This window comes from Spirosoma endbachense, from assembly GCF_010233585.1.
In the GTDB taxonomy this organism is placed as follows: Bacteria; Bacteroidota; Bacteroidia; order Cytophagales; family Spirosomataceae; genus Spirosoma; species Spirosoma endbachense.
Genome location: NZ_CP045997.1, coordinates 7,286,684 through 7,302,196 on the forward strand (window position 1 = coordinate 7,286,684; position 15,513 = coordinate 7,302,196).

Here is a 15,513-nt window from a genome sequence, read left to right on the forward strand (position 1 = left end):
GACAACAGCCACAGCCAGCCCAGGTTGTGGCTGTTTCGTGAATTGACCAATGGCTCAATAGCAGTGAATTACAGAAAGAGCCGTTAAAACCAATAATCCATTTGTAAATTTGCCGGATAACCCCTGGGCAAATGTCGCTTAAGCAAGTTACTCTCCATCACATTCATCAGCAGTTAGGCGCGAAGATCGTGCCGTTTGCGGGCTTCGAGATGCCCGTTCGTTACTCCTCCGACCTGGAAGAACATAACACCGTTCGGAATGGAGTCGGCATTTTCGACGTCTCGCACATGGGCGAATTCATCCTCAAAGGCGAAGGGGCTCTGGCTTTGATTCAGCGCGTTTCGGCCAATGATGCCAGTGTGCTCTTCGACGGTAAGGTTCAGTATAGTTACCTGCCCAACGGCCGGGGTGGCATTGTCGATGACCTGCTGGTTTACCGGATTAATTCGCAGGAATACATGCTCGTTGTCAATGCGTCGAACATTGAAAAAGACTGGAACTGGATCGGTCAGTATGCCGCTGACTATGACTTAACGATGGTCAACGTATCCGACGATATGTGTCTGTTCGCCGTTCAGGGGCCATTGGCGGCCAAGGCATTACAGTCGCTCACGAGTGCAGATCTGGATTCGATGGATTATTATACCTTCGAAAAAACCGACTTTGCCGGTTATGCCAATGTCATTGTATCGGCAACGGGTTACACGGGCGCGGGCGGATTCGAAATCTACGTATCCAATCACCAGGCCGAAGGTGTCTGGAATGCCATTGTGGAAGCCGGAAAGCCCTACGGCATCAAACCCATTGGGCTTGGCGCACGGGATACGCTCCGGCTCGAAATGGGCTATAATCTCTATGGCAACGACATCACCGACGAAACTTCACCTATTGAAGCGGGCCTTGGCTGGGTAACAAAATTTACCCACGACTTCATTGATGCCAATTTGCTGAAACAGCAGAAAGAACAGGGTGTCAGTCAAAAACTGGTTGGCTTCGAGATGATTGACCGGGGTATTCCTCGTGGCCACTACGAACTGACCGACGCTGATGGCAACCACATCGGCGAGGTGACCTCCGGAACACAATCGCCCACGCTCAGCAAGGGCGTTGGTTTGGGCTACGTTCAAACTGCATTCAGCAAGGCCGGCACTGAAATTTTTGTTAAAGTCCGCGATCGGCTTTTAAAGGCCCAGGTCGTGAAACCTCCTTTCGTAAAAAAATAATCTGAATCGGGATTGATGTGGTGTCGGTTTCTAAAAACCGACATTTCTATCCTATACGTGTCGGGTTTGAGAACCCGACACCACATCCAACCAAAATGAAACAAATTGACGTTTGCTTAACTCCTGATTTATTACATCTCCACACGATAGAAAATACGATTGTGGTGGTTGCCGATGTATTCCGGGCGACTTCATGTATGGTAACCGCTTTTGCCTACGGTGTCAAGAGCATTATACCGGTAGCAACGGTCGACGAATGTCGGCAATGGCAGGAACGCGGTTTTCTGGCGGCAGCCGAGCGCAATGCCCGTAAGGTAGAAGGTTTTGAATTAGACAATTCGCCGTTTACCTACATGGACGAACAAATTCGTGGCGCTGACGTAGCCATGACGACCACAAACGGCACGCTGGCCATTACGCGCTCGCGGGGAGCGGTGAAAGTACTCGTCGGTTCATTCCTGAATCTGGATGCGATTGCGCGCTATCTGAAAACCGAACCTTATGACGTAATGGTCCTGTGTGCGGGTTGGAAAGGACGCGTCAATATGGAGGATACGCTGTTTGCCGGTGCCCTGATCGACCGATTGAAGGAAAGCTATGCAATGGCCGAAGATAGTGTGATTATGGCGTGGCGGCTCTATGGCCAGGGAAAAGATAACTTGCCCAGTTACTTATCGAACTCTTCCCATATCCGCAGATTGCAGCGGCTGGGGATTCAGAAAGACATTACCTATTGTTTACAACACGATCTTTACGATGTCGTTCCGGTTTTGCGGGGCAATGCACTGGTTAGTATGGAGGTATAAAAACGCAATTAACAATCCATTGGCTATGCGCTTCTTTAAAAATGATGCATGGCCAATGGATTGCTATTGATTATGCCGTTACTGACACACGCTGTTCATGCTGCAGGTAGTCTAAAACGTTCTGCATGGTGGTTAGTTTCGCGTAGTCTTCATCGGGAATCCGGATACCAAACTCCTGTTCCAACTGCATAATCAAATCGACAGTGTCGAGACTGTCAAGTCCAAGATCGCGAACAAAGTGTACCTCGTTCGTAACGGCGGTTTCTGCAACGCCAAAGTTTTTCAATATCTCTGTAACACGCTCTTTCATAATAGATCTGCGATGAGGTTCGTTGCCATTCGCTAGTAACGGCCCGTTAATAGTCTTTGTTGTTTTACTAATCACATTTTAACAAATGATCCTAAATGAGGACCATTCGTTGCACTGTTAGAACAATTCGTTGCCTAAAACAATGGTTCCCCCAACAGTCGTTTTAACTCCAGTTGATTGAGCAATAGTTGATATTGAAAAGTCAATCGACCTAGTTCAGCTTCTTCTACTCCTGTTTCAGCGCTTTGTAGTTCAACATTGGTAATAACACCATTACGCAGTCGGGCATTGGCAATATCGAGGGCTTTGTGTGCCTGCAAAACCTGCGTTTCGAGGTTGGCCAGGCGGGTCTGATTACTGCGAATGTCGGCGTTCAATAGGGCGATACTCTGCCGAAGTTGAGCATTAGCCGTTTCAACCGCGTAACGACTTGCATTCAGATTCAACTGCGCAGCCTGATTCTGGAGTTTATACCGTTTCCCGGAATAAATAGGAGCGACAAAATTGATCCCCGCCGTCGTGTTACCCCGAAGTTGCTCAACCTCAAGTGGATAGCCATTCTTAAAGCCGGCCGTACCATTGAACGTTATACTGGGTTGTCCCGAGCGATTGTTGACTAACACGTCCGTTTCGGCCGCTTTTACCTGATCCTGAGCCAGCAGAACGGTTTTGTTACCAACCGAGGCTGTTTGGAACTGGCCGTTCAGGTCAAACAGCGATACAGGTACCGACTGAACACCCAACTGAAATTGTTCGATAGCCCGATTCGTTTCAGGCTGAGGATTTCCGGTCAGGTAGGTCAGGGTGGCCAATTGTTTTTCCAGCTGATTCTGAATTTCAATTTTCCGGTTCTGCGCCACTTTCACTCGTACAGCCTCCGTCAACACGTCGTATTCGAGCGCATCGCCGTTCTGGAGCCGGTTCGACAGCAGCCGTACATTCGCACTGGCCGTCCTGATCACCGAATCCTGAACAATCAGGCTACGTTGCAGAAAACCAACACCATAATAGGCAGCCGCCACCTGGTAGGCCAGCGATTGCTGCGTTAGCTCGTAATTCCGGCGCAGTATCTGCACATTGTCGGCTGCCTGCCGAACGGAAGCATCTGTACGCCCAAAATCATAAATTGTTTGCCCAATCGATACGTTGGTGTTGATGCTGTTATTGGGAGCCAATTTGGCTACGACTTCCTGCCCATTGAGCGGAATAGCAAACTGCGGCACCGGCGTTATGTAGGTATAGTTACCGTTTAGATTCACGCTGGGACGCATCGACGTCCGGGCAATATCGACCCGTACTTCACCCGCCTGTATTTGCTGTTGCTGCTGTTTCAGCGTTGGGTAGTTTGTATTTGCCTGCTGCACCAACGCTTTCAGATCCTCGGGGGCGGTTATCGTCCCTGTCTGGTTCTGAGCCTGCGCAACACCGATTGCGCAAAAGGCGAGTATAGTTACTAGTTGCGATTTCATTGGTAAGTGTTTTCGGTAGTCAGTTACCACACAATGACGGTGATAAACTGACTACTTAAGTTTAGTGGGCTGCATCGGCAGCAGCTTTAGCCGCTTCGGCAGACATTTTTTTCTTCTTCAGTAAGAACAGGAGTGGGAACGACACCACGAAAAATAACCCAGCCAGCCGGAATGTATCCAGATAAGAGATCATCAGCGCCTGCCGTGAAACAATGGCATCGAGGTTTTTATAAGCACCCGATACCGCATCGATCGAATTAACTCCCTTAGCTATCAATCCCTGCGTCATGGCATTGAGTCGCTCGGTCAGTGCGGGGCTACCAGGCTGTAGATGCGAGACAAGATCGCTCCGGTGCAAGGCTGTGCGCTGCGTCACGTAGGTATTTGTGATGGCCACCCCAAAGGCACCACCAATCTGCCGCATCATGTTCACAATGGCAATACCGGTGGGCATTTGTCGGGGCTCCAGCGTCGATACCGACTGATTAATCAGTGGTACATTGACCAGAGCCAGGCCAATACCGCGAATGATGAGCGCTGTAATGAAATCGCCATCCGACGCATCGGCATTGTAGGTCGACATGATAAAGCAGAACGAGCCAAAAGCCACGTAGCCTAAACTCACAATCAGCCTCGGCGATACACCTTTAGCCAGTAAACGGCCGGTAAGCGCAAACATAGGCAGCGTTATGAACCCACCCGGAATCAGCAACTTACCAGTCTGGGTGGCCGTTAACCCAACTATGCGCTGGGCAAACAACGGATAGAGAAGCACCGATGTAAACAGACCGTAACCGACTATGACAACCAGTATAGAGCCAATAGTGAGGTTTCGATTTTTCATCACCCGCAGATCAACAACCGGCTCTTTAGTGCCCCGCAACTCCCACCAGATAAAGAATGGTAATGTGAAAGCCGCAATCAGAGCCAGATACCGAATCGCTGCATCATCGAACCAGTCATCGGCTTCGCCCCGTTCCAGCACATATTGCAGGCTCCCGATACCGACTGTCAGCAGTAAAATGCCAATCTGGTCAATATGAATACCACGCCGGTTAATATTGACTTCGTCGGGTTTTTTATCGATGTAGGTAATGCTCAGAAACGTAGCGATAATGCCGATCGGGACGTTTATGTAGAACATCCAGCTCCAGTGGTAATTATCGATGATATAGCCGCCAAGCGTTGGGCCAAGTGTTGGACCAAGCACGATTCCCATACCGAATATAGCCGATGCCACCGCCCGCTGCGAGGCCGGAAAGGCATCGTAGATAAGCCCCTGCGAGGTCGAAAGTAAGGCACCGCCCCCGACGCCCTGCAAAAAACGGAAAAAGATCAGCATCTCCAGATTGGTCGCAAAACCACATCCGTACGACGATATCGTGAAGAGAATAATGGAACCGATGTAATATGATTTTCGGCCAAAGTAGCGCTGTAAAAAACCAGTCATTGGTATCACAATGACGTTGGCGATAGCGTAGGAAGTAACGACCCAGGCTACGTCTTCGATTGTAACGCCCAGATTACCGGCAATATCCGTCAGACCAACGTTGACGATGGATGTGTCAATCAGCTCGACAATAGCTGCCGAAATAGCCGTGATCACGATAATCCACCGTTTAAAACCCGTTGGCAAAGCCGGTTGTGCCGGAAGGGCCAATGTTTGAGTTGCCATTTTTATAAGTTTTCAGTTTTCTGTATATGAGTTTTCAGTTTGTCAGAGCCAGAATGCGCTCACCTGAAAATTGGAAACAGAAAACTTTTTAGTTGGCTACCCGCACTTCAGCATCGACGCTCAAACCGGCCCGCAATTCATTTTTGTACTTTTCCGGATTCAAAATCTCGATCTTTACCGGAACACGCTGCGTGATTTTCACGAAGTTACCTGATGCATTGTCGGGTGGAAGAAGCGCAAACCGGGCACCCGTTGCCTCCGAAAGCGAACTGATACGACCTTTTACGTCAAGGTCAGGGTAAGCATCCAGCTTGATATCGACTGCCTGACCGAGTTTCATTTTTTCCAGCTGGGTTTCTTTGAAGTTAGCCACAACCCAGAATGTCGAGTCGGCAACGATCGTGAACAAGGTCTGCCCCGGCTGCACATATTGACCAACAACTACATTCTTACGGCCAATTTTACCCGAAATCGGAGCAGCCAGATGGGCATAGCCAACTTTCAGTTTCGCATTGTCAATAGCCGCCTGCTTCACCTTCAATACGGCCTGAATTTTCTGAATGTTAGCCTGTGCTTTGGCAATACCGGCCTGCGCGACTCCCTCTGACGTTTTAGCGAGGCTAATCTGCTCAACATTAGCGGTATACTGGCGCGACTGCACTTCAACATTGTTCTGAGAATCTTCCAGTTGTTTTCTGGTCAGCGATTGCTCTTTGTACAGATTCTGGTCCCGATTCAAATCCTGCTGAGCTTTATCGCGACGTGACGCCTGCACCTGTGCGTTCGACTGAGCAACACGGGCATTTTGCACCACATTACGGGCATTGGCCAGCGCATTCTGCAAATCGGCGCGTGCCGTGGCCAGATCCGCCAGCGATTGCTGATAGTCGGCATCGGCCTGTGCCAGCGCTACGTCATATTCCTGCGGATCGATTGTAACGAGTGACTGTCCCTGTTTTACATTCGCGTAGTCTTCTACATTTACAGCCTGTACGTAACCCGCCACACGGGCCAGTACTGGCGCTGAATTGCCCTCAATCTGGGCATTATCGGTTGTTTCGTACTCTTTACTGTGGACATAGGCTTTATAGCCAAAATATCCACCTACCAGTAAAATTAGCGCTATAATGATGCGGGGCAGATAGGTCTTTACCGCGCTTTTTTCTTCCGTAGTTGTTTCCTCTTCGGTTGCCATTGTGGTTGCCATTGTATTAGTTATTCAGCACCTGTTGTGGTTTGTTACAGAACATTTTATATAGTCAACTTGTTTGACTATTGTGCAGCAAAAGTAAACCCGGTTGACCATAAAGTCAAACAGGTTGACTATATTTGTACAAAATTTAGTCGCAGATTGTTTCAGAGTTTTTTATTTTGCGTGCATGATCGTGGAAAGAGACAAAAAAGCATTTGATTATAAATATTTCTGGTCCTATCGAGAGCGCGCCTTCGGGCGCTTGATGGGTCGGCTGAAGCGTCATTTTGATTTAATCATCGAACCCCGTCTCCATGAGTTGGGATTCACGGATTTTAAATTGAGCTATATGGGGTTTCTGGCTAACCTAACCCCCGAGGGCATAACAAATAACGAACTGGCGAAACGCGCGTGCGTAACGAAGCAGGCCATGAGTAAAGTAGTTAGTTTGCTGGAAAGCGAAGGCTACATTCATATGGAGAAAAACCACAACGACTCACGGTCGAGTGTCATTTACCTGAGCGATCGTGGCAAGGCTTTGTTGCAGGCCGTTTTTGAAAGCGTAGAGGATATTCAGCAACAGTTTATCGGTGTTGTTGGTGAGGATCGCTGGGAACAAATGATCGATACAATGGTTGTTCTGGTGAATCACATTGATCAGGAAGGCGATCACCAGTAGCCATGACATTTTCGTCAATCAATCCCTACAACCAGCGCAAACTAAATACATACCGCGCCGATAGCATTGCCAGCATTGAGCGTAAAGTAAAACAAGCCGACCGGGCATTTGCCGACTGGTCGGCTTTGTCATTAGCAGATCGTATTGTCTTCCTCCGCAAAGTCGGCGAGTATTTAACTGCCAATAAGCAACGGTATGGGGAGTTAATGACCGCCGAAATGGGCAAAACACTCCGGGAAGCCATTACCGAAATTGAAAAATGCGCCATTAGCTGTGCCTTCTACGCCGACCATGCAGCGGCCTTTCTGGCCGACCAGTCCATCGAATCCAGCGATGGTCCGGCCGCCCGTAGCGTGATCACCTATCAGCCGTTAGGACCTGTATTGGCCATTATGCCCTGGAACTTCCCGTTCTGGCAAGCCATGCGGTTTGCGATTCCGGGGTTGCTTGCAGGCAATGTTGGCTTACTGAAACATGCGCCCAACGTTCCGGGCTGTGCATTGGCCATTGAAGAGACGTTCCGGGAGTCGGGCCTGCCCGATGGTGTTTTTCAGACACTGCTGGTTGATGTTCCTGTTGTTGAAACGTTACTGAAAGACCGACGGGTAAAAGCCGTTACACTCACAGGCAGTGGGCGGGCCGGTGCATCGGTAGCGTCTATTGCTGGTAGTCAGATCAAAAAGTCGGTACTGGAACTCGGTGGCTCCGACGCGCTCATTGTGCTGGCTGACGCCAATCTGGAAAAAGCCGCTGAAATAGCCGTTAAATCCCGGATGCAGAATGCCGGGCAGAGTTGTATTGCGGCCAAACGGTTTATCGTCGAAAAATCAGTCAAAAAACAATTTACAGAACTGGTACTTCAGCAAATCCAGCAGATCAGGCAGGGCGACCCGATGAACGATGCAACTACGATGGGACCAATGGCCCGGCTCGATCTGGCCGACAACATTGAGCGCCAGTACCGCGAGACCATTGCCAAAGGAGCCCGGCTCATTACGGGTAGCAAGGGTTCTGCCATCCAGCGGTCGGGCTGCAATGTTCAACCCATTTTACTGGATAAGGTAAAACCGGGCATGGCCGCCTTTGACGAAGAGACCTTTGGCCCGCTGGCCGTCATCATCGAAGCAAAAGATGAATCCGACGCTATCCGGCTGGCCAATCAGTCGGACTTTGGTTTAGGTTCGGCCTTATGGACCCAGGATATGGACAAGGCAGATCGGCTGGCCCGGCAAATTCAGGCGGGTTCGGTGTTCATCAATGGGCTCATGCGGTCAGACGCCCGTGTTCCGTTTGGCGGTATTAAAACATCGGGCTTTGGTCGCGAACTCTCAGAAGCCGGTATAAAAGAATTTGTAAACGTCAAGACGATATGGGTCGAACGCTGATTAATGGTTTCCTGGCGATGCCGTCGGCCATCCAGATCGCCTGTTTAATTCGTCTTTGTCAGTATATATCAGCCAGAAACAGTTGTTAGCTTATGCAATGGAAGAATAACCTAACCCGTTTATTATCGATCGAGTATCCAGTTATACAGGCCCCAATGCTGGGCGTTTCCACCCCGGAAATGGCCGCTGCTGTTTCCAATCAGGGAGGGCTTGGTTCACTGCCGGTTGGGGGTTTGTCGCCCCAACGAACAACAGAACTCATCCAGCAAACAAAGCAACTAACCAACAAGCCGTTTGCCGTAAACCTCTTTGCTCATTCGATACCAGCCATTGACCAATCTACCGCAGAAGCCATGCAGGCTTATCTGGAAACGGTATGCCTGGCGAATCAGATTCCGTATACAAAACTGGCGCTGAATGACTTACATTTTTATTCATACAAAGACCAGATCGATGTACTGATTCAGGAAAAAATTCCCATTGTCAGTTTTACGTTTGGCATTCTGGATGACGAATCGATTCAGTCGTTGAAAGCTGCCGGATGCCTGCTTAATGGAACGGCTACTTCCGTAAAAGAAGCCGAGTTGCTTACGGAAAAAGATATTGATATTATTTCGGTTCAGGGCATCGAAGCCGGAGGCCATCGGGGAACGTTTTTAACGGACGACCCGCTACCGATGGTCGGGCTTATGTCGCTGCTTCCGTTGATAGCCGATCGGGTTTCGAAACCCTTACTGGCCGCTGGCGGTATCCATAATGGGCAAACCATTAAAGCTGCTTTTGATTTGGGAGCATCGGGTGTACAGGTTGGAACGGCTTTCATCGCCAGTCCTGAAAGTGTGGCCATACCGGCCTACAAAGAACGACTTCAGCGATCGTCGGAAACCGACAGTGTTTTGACACGTTCTTTTTCTGGCCGATGGGCCAGGGGAATCAGCAATACCTTTATGCGTGAAATCGATAAATCGGGGCTTTCGATTCCGGAATATCCCATACAAAATAGTCTGACAACTGCCTTGCGAGTTGCCGCTCAACGGCAAAATAATGCCGAGTTTACAAACATGTGGGCCGGTCAGTTGGCGTCGGCATCCGAAGCGAAGCCCGCTGCCGACATTTTCCGGAAACTTATCGCGCAGACCGAAGCTTTATTTTAGCCTTGAGCACGTTTCTTAACACGCCCGAATTTGATAGTTAGCCGAAGACCGTTAACATTGAACCTGTTTAGGATTTTTAACCAATTCACTACAAAAATCGCCCATGACGCCGACGCAACCTGTCAAAGCGCTCTTTCTGGATATAGGTGGAGTATTATTAACAAATGGCTGGGACCGAAATGCCCGACGACGGGCAGCTGAGCTATTTGGGCTGGATTATGAACAACTCAATGAGCGGCACCACCTGACGTTCGATACGTATGAATCGGGTAAATTGAGCCTGGATGATTACCTGAAACGAATTGTTTTTTACGAAAAGCGCTCCTATTCACCGCTTGAGTTTACCCGGTTTATTATGGAACAGTCGGAGCCCTATCCGGATATGATCCAGTTAGTGAGCCAGTTAAAACAGGAATATGGCTTAAAGCTGCTGGCCGTAAATAACGAAGGACGGGAGATCAATGCGTATCGTATCCGGCAGTTTGGTCTGGATACGTTTTTCGACGCATTTGTGTCATCGTGCTATGTACACCTGCGCAAGCCCGACACCGATATTTTTCAGCTAGCCTTGGACGTAGCGCAGGTAGAGCCCGATCAGGTCGTTTACGTCGACGACAGGCTGATGTTTGTGCAGGTGGCCCGAACACTCGGTATGCATTGCATTCAGCATACGAGCCACGATTCGACCCGTGACAAATTAGCCTCATTGGGGTTAGTTCTTGGGCACCGCTCAGAATAAGAAGGCTGGATACAACATACAGGCTTCGTGTTTTATTCTGCACCCGAAGCCTGGTAGCAACACCTTTTCAATGCATATCCTTCAGATTCAGCCAGTAGAGACCGGCAAAAATGAGGCTGAAGAATACGCCGAAGGAGGTGTTCAAGGCCCCGAAACCCGCCAGTGCGACCGGCAATACAATGCCTACAGTGACACCAGCCAGGTAAATCCAGAAACCGATCCGGCGGAGTCGAAACATTAGAATAGCTCCAATCAGTGTGAGTAGCGAATAAAAGAATTGAGCAATGGCCAGCAACCGGATTTCTTCCGGGTCTCCGGGCATGGGTTGAGCACCAGTTGCTGCCCGGTCTTCGAAATACTGTTTAGGCTTATTCCGCTCCTCCTCAGGAGTGAGTTTGCGTTTAACATACGAGGTTTCGGCAACAGCATCGGTTCGAAAAAACGACACAACGGAATCAAAAAGGCCTAAACCGCAGCTAATGAACGTGAGGATACACAGTAAAGTTAAGAATTGAGAACGCATCTGTAGGGCGACCAACCGGGTCGTTTGTTTAATCGGCGACCAAGATACTGCAACACGAGTCAGTCTACACTACGTAAAAACCTTAATTTCGCGGCAGAGTTTCATAATCAACCAACGAAACCTATCAAACATGACTTTGCAAGAACTAACGGATCAAATCCGAACCAAAGCCACCCACGCCGACAGCCTTAATGCCACGGCAAAGCTCGTAACCGATCAGGGCGTTGTTTATATCGATGCGACTCAATCGCCTGTAGTTGTCTCCAACGACGATAAACCCGCCGATTGCGACCTTCATGTCAGCGTGGACAATCTGGTAAAAATGGGCACCGGCGACCTCAATCCGATGATGGCCTTTATGACCGGTAAGCTCAAAGTAAAAGGCGATATGGGTATTGCCATGAAAATGGGGCAGGTAATGGCCTAAATTCTTTTTATTGGACATTAGATATTGGAAGTTAGATTTTTTATAGTTTAGTTTAATTAATCAACGCCCAATATCTTTGTCCAATGGCCTCTGACCAGACTACTTCTCGCCGTAAATTTTTGCAGGGCAGCGCCCTTGCCACAGCCAGTTTCTTTATTGTACCCCGCCACGTTTTAGGAGGAAAACGACCCGATGGATCACGAGTGATCGCGCCATCTGACAAGCTCAACATGGCGGCTGTGGGTTGTGGTGGCAAGGCCGACGTGAACATCAGGTTAGCCTACAACAACGGTTCCGACAATTTTGTGGCCTTATGCGATGTCGATGATCGCCAGTCGAAAAAATTCCGGACTCAATTTCCGAACGCGCCTTATTTTCAGGACTACCGCGAAATGTTCGACAAAGCGGGTAAAACGTTCGATGCGGTTATTGTGAGCACACCCGACCACATGCACGCTCCGATTGCGATGGCCGCCATGCAACTCGGCAAACATGTTTACGTCGAGAAACCACTGACACACGACATTTATGAAGCCCGGATGCTGACCGAAGCAGCCCGTAAATACAAAGTTGTGACCCAGATGGGCAATCAGGGTAGCTCGGGAGATGCCACACGCATCATCGAAACGGCTATTCAGGAAAAAATGATTGGCCATGTTCATACGGTTTATTGCTGGACGAACCGCCCTGTCTGGCCGCAGGGTGTCCGGTCGCCAAAAGATAAGGGGGAGTCGCAGCCAGTGCCACCCGAAGTGAACTGGCCGTTATGGCTCGGCACCGCGCCCAACCGCGATTATCATGAAGCGTATATGCCCACGCGCTGGCGAGGCTACTGGGATTTCGGAACGGGAGCGCTCGGCGATATGGGCTGCCATTTTATGGATGTGCCGTTCCGTGCGCTGAAACTCAAATATCCCACCTCGGTAGAGTGTAGTGTAGGCTCGGTCTATTCCGATTTTTTCAAGGAAGCGTTCTATGATGACGTATGCCCGCCTTCATCGGCCATTCATCTGACGTTTCCTTCGGATGACCGTAAAGTGAAAGAAATTAAATTCTCCTGGTTTGATGGCGGCATTCGTCCGCAAGTACCCGAAGGTGTTGAGTACAGCGATATGTTCCGCAGTATTGACGGGGGCATGCTGTTCATTGGCACCAAAGGGATGCTGGTGGGTGGGTTATTCGGGAATGATCCGAAGCTACTCCCGGTCGACAAATTTGCGAACAAAGAATTACCAAAACCCGAAAAGCCGCTGGTTGAGGGCAAAACAGAAGGTCATCAGCAACAGTGGGTCAAAGCCTGCAAACAAGGATACGGCGCTTATACGTCATCCTCGTTCGATGAAGCAGGTCCGCTGGCCGAAACAGTACTAATGGGCAATCTGGCAACCCGTTCTTATCTGGCCCGCGAAGATGGTAAGTTCACCGGGCGCAAAAAACTCCTCTGGGATGGAGAGAACATGAAAATTACGAATTTCGACTATGCCAATCAGTTCGTTCGGCGGCAGTATAATGGAGGCTATACCCTATAAATGCATGCGTAATTTCTGCATGTCATAACAAGAGGCCAGGTCAAATCCCGGCTAATAAGCGACAAGATTGCCGCTTATTAGCCGGGATTTAGTCCATATTATAATTGAGTTAATTCTATAGGTTCAACAACTAGCAACGGCCACAGGGCAGCCTATTGGAACGTAAACCAGCTGGCTGGCCAACTTATCGGAGCAATCCAGTTCCTACGCATTAACAAACGTTCAATCAAGCTACTTTACGTATTCTTACCTCTTCTGACTACTCTGTTTATATACGTAAATCGCCAACGATTTTGGCAGCAGTCTGCTTAGTCTACCCAGCGTAAGTAATGTAACGCTATCTCATATTCTTCAATAAATGCATACATTAGTGGCTATTACGAGTCACTAATGAAACATTCCCAATACAGGCTATTAGGGCTACTATGTGGTTGTCTGATGGTATGCCGCCTGCTGGGGCAGCCGTTAAACAGTCAGCCAGTTGTCGTTTTGCAGGGGGATCATGATCAGGTTTCTCTTCGGGGAAGTCTGGCCTATTTTCAGGATTCGCTGGGAAACAGAGGTATTCAGGATGTCATGACACCGACCATAGCATCCGTCTTTCAGCCTGTAACAACACCCGTTCCCAACTTTGGCTATGTGACGGGAATAAAATCGGCCAAGCCGGTTTGGCTACGGTTCAAACTCTCGAATGCATCGGATCAGACCCAGAACTGGCTGGCCGAAATCGATTTCTGGTGTTTCGACGAACTCCAGCTCTTTTTAGTCGATGAGCAGAATCAAGTTCTTTCAACATCACCCATCATAGGCTGGAAAACACCCGTTGCCAAACGCCCCTTAAACCATCGGCATTACTGGTTCCCATTTACGCTATCCGGGCATCAGAACGCAACAGCATACCTACGTATTCTTAAACATCGGGGCACACAAATTGTCCCCGTCGAGCTTGTGCGGGCGTCGGCCTATGATTCTCTTCTTCAGAAAAGCTATCTGTTCTGGGGCGGTGTATTATTTACACTGGTCTTTGTAGCGATTATGAACGTCATTTTTTTTCTGATTACCCTCGACCGCATTTATTCGAAATATATTTTCTGTTTGCTGGGCCTTGTTGGTTTTTTTATCATCAACGATGGGTTCATGAATCAATTTGCCTTTGAAGAACAGTTCTGGCTGCCCCGACAAAACGTCTATTTTTTGTTCCCGCTCATTCTTTTCTATTCACAACTGCTGTTTGTCCGAACGTTTCTTCCATTAATTAATACCCCGTCCCATCGCTGGCACAAAGTCGGAACAATCGTTTTGTGGTGTGGCGTTTTCTGCCTGATCGCGCTGACCATCGAACGATTTACGCCCTACTCTGCCTTACTGGAGCTTATCCTGGTTCGAATTTTTTCCGTTTTTTACTGGTTTCCAATGCCTGTTATCGGCGCTTATATCGTGGTGAGTATCGTCCGAAAATACCACGTTAAAGAAGCCTGGTTGTATCTCATAGCAGTCTTACCGTTTTATGCGTTGAATCTCGGGCAGGTTTTTGCCAATTTCGGCATGCTGCCAACGTATGAGCCCGTTGCCAATTTTGCTTATTATGCCCCAGCGGCCCTGTTCGAGGTGCTGGTGTTGACAGTCGGACTGGCGTATCGCTACAAAATGAACCGTGATCAGACCGAACGGCTCATCAAAGAACAAACGATCCAGCAGGAGCGAACCTACGAAGCTGAGGTTCAGACGCTGGCCATGAAAAATAGCTTACTGGTTGAAAAAGAACGCATTGCCCGCGACCTTCACGATAATGTAGGTGCCCATCTGGCCTTTGTCGTTACCAACCTTACCCACATCAGTGATCAGGCTGAGAAACAGCCCCGAATGAACGGGCGTCAATGGGCCGACCAGTTACGCACCATTGTGAGCTATACGCGCGAAGCGGTTAAACTCCTGCGCGAAACCATCTGGGCCATTCATCAGGAAAGTTTTACGGTCGAGGAATTTTCGGAACGCCTGAATCAGTATATCAACCGCTACGTACACGAAACCGACGGCCTGCATGTCGATGTGGTGGTCACCGGGTCGCAGGCGCAACGGCTAACCTCGACGCAGGTTCTGAATCTGTTCCGAATTGTTCAGGAAGCACTCAACAACGTGATCAAACACGCCTTTGCCACGCAGGCAACAGTACACCTCCAAATTCGACCCGGCGGACATATCAATCTCCGAATCCACGATAATGGACGCGGGTTTACATGGGCAAACGGAGCGGTTTCCGAGCAACATTATGGTTTGCGAAATATGCAGACCCGCGCTGAAGAACTGGGAGGCACTTTCCGGGTTTTTGCCGAAGACGGAACAACGGTAGAAGTAGAAGTTTGACTTTGTAAAGAGGGCCGTATACGCCTTTTTAGCCATTC

14 protein-coding genes are annotated in these 15,513 nt (G+C 49.2%); 9 read left to right on the forward strand and 5 right to left on the reverse strand.

Features of this window, described 5'->3' with window-relative positions:
- The first annotated feature begins 131 nt into the window (after nt 1-131).
- Complete coding sequence (gene gcvT, locus GJR95_RS29660; RefSeq protein ID WP_162389304.1) at nt 132-1,223, forward strand: glycine cleavage system aminomethyltransferase GcvT; 1,092 nt, start codon at nt 132-134, stop codon at nt 1,221-1,223.
- A gap of 95 nt (nt 1,224-1,318) precedes the next feature.
- Nucleotides 1,319-2,029 carry a 2-phosphosulfolactate phosphatase gene (locus GJR95_RS29665; protein ID WP_162389305.1) on the forward strand — a complete coding sequence of 237 codons (711 nt, stop codon included), beginning with the start codon at nt 1,319-1,321 and terminating at the stop codon, nt 2,027-2,029.
- Between the two features lie 70 nt (nt 2,030-2,099).
- On the opposite strand, the gene acpP is transcribed toward GJR95_RS29665, so the two are convergent.
- The 4 genes from acpP to GJR95_RS29685 all read right to left on the reverse strand — a co-directional run bounded on the left by acpP (nt 2,100) and on the right by GJR95_RS29685 (nt 6,690).
- A complete protein-coding gene (gene acpP / locus GJR95_RS29670) occupies nt 2,100-2,339 on the reverse strand; it encodes an acyl carrier protein (protein WP_162389306.1) in 240 nt (79 codons plus the stop codon).
- A gap of 134 nt (nt 2,340-2,473) precedes the next feature.
- Nucleotides 2,474-3,808: a TolC family protein gene (locus GJR95_RS29675; protein WP_162389307.1), complete on the reverse strand. Its 1,335-nt coding sequence runs from the start codon at nt 3,806-3,808 to the stop codon at nt 2,474-2,476.
- A gap of 61 nt (nt 3,809-3,869) precedes the next feature.
- Nucleotides 3,870-5,483: a DHA2 family efflux MFS transporter permease subunit gene (locus GJR95_RS29680; RefSeq protein ID WP_162389308.1), complete on the reverse strand. Its 1,614-nt coding sequence runs from the start codon at nt 5,481-5,483 to the stop codon at nt 3,870-3,872.
- Nucleotides 5,484-5,571: 88 nt separating this feature from the next.
- Nucleotides 5,572-6,690: an HlyD family secretion protein gene (locus GJR95_RS29685; RefSeq protein WP_162389309.1), complete on the reverse strand. Its 1,119-nt coding sequence runs from the start codon at nt 6,688-6,690 to the stop codon at nt 5,572-5,574.
- Between the two features lie 172 nt (nt 6,691-6,862).
- On the opposite strand from GJR95_RS29685, the gene GJR95_RS29690 reads away from it, so the two are divergent.
- The 4 genes from GJR95_RS29690 (at nt 6,863) to GJR95_RS29705 (ending at nt 10,632) form a co-directional block, all read left to right on the forward strand.
- Nucleotides 6,863-7,354, forward strand: a complete 492-nt coding sequence (locus tag GJR95_RS29690) for a MarR family winged helix-turn-helix transcriptional regulator (protein WP_162389310.1) — start codon at nt 6,863-6,865, stop codon at nt 7,352-7,354.
- 2 nt (nt 7,355-7,356) lie between these two features.
- Nucleotides 7,357-8,739 (forward strand): NAD-dependent succinate-semialdehyde dehydrogenase, encoded by a 1,383-nt coding sequence (locus tag GJR95_RS29695; protein WP_162389311.1) that lies wholly within the window; start codon nt 7,357-7,359, stop codon nt 8,737-8,739.
- Between the two features lie 92 nt (nt 8,740-8,831).
- On the forward strand, nt 8,832-9,893 hold the full coding sequence (locus tag GJR95_RS29700; RefSeq protein WP_162389312.1) for an NAD(P)H-dependent flavin oxidoreductase: 1,062 nt from the start codon (nt 8,832-8,834) through the stop codon (nt 9,891-9,893).
- A gap of 103 nt (nt 9,894-9,996) precedes the next feature.
- Entirely contained in the window at nt 9,997-10,632 is a 636-nt protein-coding gene (locus tag GJR95_RS29705) for an HAD family hydrolase (RefSeq protein WP_162389313.1), read from the forward strand.
- 67 nt (nt 10,633-10,699) lie between these two features.
- Here GJR95_RS29705 and GJR95_RS29710 read toward each other — a convergent pair whose 3' ends face one another.
- Complete coding sequence (locus GJR95_RS29710; RefSeq protein ID WP_162389314.1) at nt 10,700-11,155, reverse strand: hypothetical protein; 456 nt, start codon at nt 11,153-11,155, stop codon at nt 10,700-10,702.
- A 130-nt stretch (nt 11,156-11,285) separates the two neighbouring features.
- On the opposite strand from GJR95_RS29710, the gene GJR95_RS29715 reads away from it, so the two are divergent.
- From GJR95_RS29715 to GJR95_RS29725, 3 genes are all read left to right on the forward strand, one after another.
- Complete coding sequence (locus GJR95_RS29715; protein WP_162389315.1) at nt 11,286-11,582, forward strand: SCP2 sterol-binding domain-containing protein; 297 nt, start codon at nt 11,286-11,288, stop codon at nt 11,580-11,582.
- An 83-nt stretch (nt 11,583-11,665) separates the two neighbouring features.
- The gene (locus GJR95_RS29720; protein ID WP_162389316.1) at nt 11,666-13,111 is read left to right on the forward strand and encodes a Gfo/Idh/MocA family protein; all 1,446 of its coding nucleotides are present in this window, start codon (nt 11,666-11,668) and stop codon (nt 13,109-13,111) included.
- A gap of 390 nt (nt 13,112-13,501) precedes the next feature.
- Nucleotides 13,502-15,475 (forward strand): sensor histidine kinase, encoded by a 1,974-nt coding sequence (locus GJR95_RS29725; RefSeq protein ID WP_162389317.1) that lies wholly within the window; start codon nt 13,502-13,504, stop codon nt 15,473-15,475.
- Nucleotides 15,476-15,513 lie beyond the last annotated feature (38 nt).